Source organism: Paraburkholderia mimosarum LMG 23256 = NBRC 106338 (assembly GCF_000739815.1).
GTDB lineage: Bacteria > Pseudomonadota > Gammaproteobacteria > Burkholderiales > Burkholderiaceae > Paraburkholderia > Paraburkholderia mimosarum.
The window spans coordinates 1-1665 of the sequence record NZ_BBJJ01000271.1 but is presented as its reverse complement, the minus strand read 5'-3'; the positions used below and the strand labels follow the sequence as shown (position 1 = coordinate 1665).

The 1665-nt window shown below is 62.2% G+C and carries 1 protein-coding gene and 1 pseudogene; both read right to left on the bottom strand.

Annotated elements, in window-relative coordinates; translation table 11 throughout:
* Positions 1-66 precede the first annotated feature (66 nt).
* The gene (gene istB, locus BMI01S_RS37275) at positions 67-834 is read right to left on the bottom strand and encodes an IS21-like element helper ATPase IstB (protein ID WP_042293351.1); all 768 of its coding nucleotides are present in this window, start codon (positions 832-834) and stop codon (positions 67-69) included.
* Positions 835-836: 2 nt separating this feature from the next.
* Positions 837-1665 (bottom strand): annotated as a pseudogene (locus BMI01S_RS42340) (IS21 family transposase); the annotation flags it as partial.

Below are 1665 nucleotides of genomic sequence, written 5' to 3'. Positions count from 1 at the left end.
CCCCGATGGGCAGTTCAAACTCCTCCACTTGTGGGCGGCTAAATTCCCCCAGGCAGGACGAGCGGATTATGCGTCGGATTCCTCAGTGACGGCAAGCCTGGCAGCAGCTTCCCGGAGTCGATAGCTCTTGCCTTCAAACTCGAGGAGTTTGGAGCGATGCAGCAGACGATCAAGGATCGTCGAGGCCATGGTGCTGTCGCGAAGGTAGCGCCCCCAGTCCTGGACGACACGGTTGGACGTGACGAGGATGCTGCGACGTTGCTTGTAGCGTTGATGGACCAGTGTCTGCAGCAATTCGGCCGCGGCATCGGGAATGCGTTTGGCGAGGAACAGATCGTCAAGCACGAGGAGTTCGGGCTCGACCAGGGCCTTGAGCAGCCGGTCCTGATCGGCACGTGTTTCCACGGCATAGCCGGCGAACACGGTGTCGGACTCGACGTATCGCACCTTCATTCCCTGCAGGGTGGCGTTGTAGGCGATAGCCTTGGCGATATGACTTTTGCCGGTACCGGGTTTGCCGATCAGCAGCGCGTTGTCGCTGTCGGCGACGAACTTCAGCGTGTGTAGCTCGAAGCAGGCCTGCCGGGGGACTTTCGGATTGAAGGACCAGTCGAAGTCGCTCAGGGTTTTGCGCTCGTCCAGGCCGGACTGCTGGAAGCGTCGTTCGAGAAGCCGGGACTGTCGTCGATCGAGCTCGTCCTGCAGAATCATGGAGAAGGTTTCAAGGAATGGCTGCTGGCTGGCCTGGGCTTGCAGCACCCGGGTTTCCAGTGTCGCGCTGATGCCGGACAGGCGCAGTTCGCGCAGGGCGCGGTCGATTTCGGCAAGGCTCATGCTCAAGAGAGATCTCCGTTGGGTGATGGCATGGCGGCGCTATGCTTGGCGCCGAGGGTGAACAGGTCGGCGTAGTCGTCGCCGTCCCGGATGAGGTGATGTTCCTGAGTCAAGGGCAGTTCGCCCTGGACGGGCGCGTCCAGTTCGGCCAGCGCCTGCTCCAGCAGACGCTCGGTCAGCGCCTTGACCTGTTTGTAGCTGGGCACGCCTTCTCTCATTGCGATCTCGCAGGCCGATTCGATCAGGCGGCGGGGATAGCGCCGGACCAGGCCGACGATGCCCCAGAGCTTGCGCTGACCGACTCGCCCTTCGGTGTCGAACAGATGCTGGCACAGGCGTTCGGCCGATGGCCCGATCGTCCTGGCCTGCGCGAGGATGCGGCGCGTTTCCCGGGAGGGATTGAACGGTCGCTCGTCGTGCGGCAGGATCACTGTTCCCGGCCTGTCGGCCAGAATGTGGGTGCGCAGCAATGTCTGTGTCTGGAGGTTGCGGATTTCCAGGTGACGGGCAAATTTACGCACCAGCACCTTGCTGCCAATGGGAGCCGGTTGGGCAGCGTAACTGCTGTGGTCGACCCGTACGCACGTGTCGTCGCAGACCGTGTAGACCTTGTCGGTGAAGTATTCGAAGTTGCGCGCCGGCAAGGCACGCAGATGGGGGCGCTCTTCCTCGAACATCGCCTGAACCTGGCGACGGGTACTGCCGTGGATCCTTCTGGCCGCCCAGTTCGATTCCCATTGATCAAGGAAGGCGTTTTGCTCCTCGATCGACTCGAACCGGCGCCCCTTCAGGGCCGTGCCTTGGGTATGCTGGATAGCGTTCTCGACGGTG

What these genes read in the sequence shown, in the direction of transcription:
- istB (WP_042293351.1), bottom strand. Translation starts at nt 834, where the DNA reads ATGAGCCTTGCCGAAATCGACCGCGCCCTGCGCGAACTGCGCCTGTCC.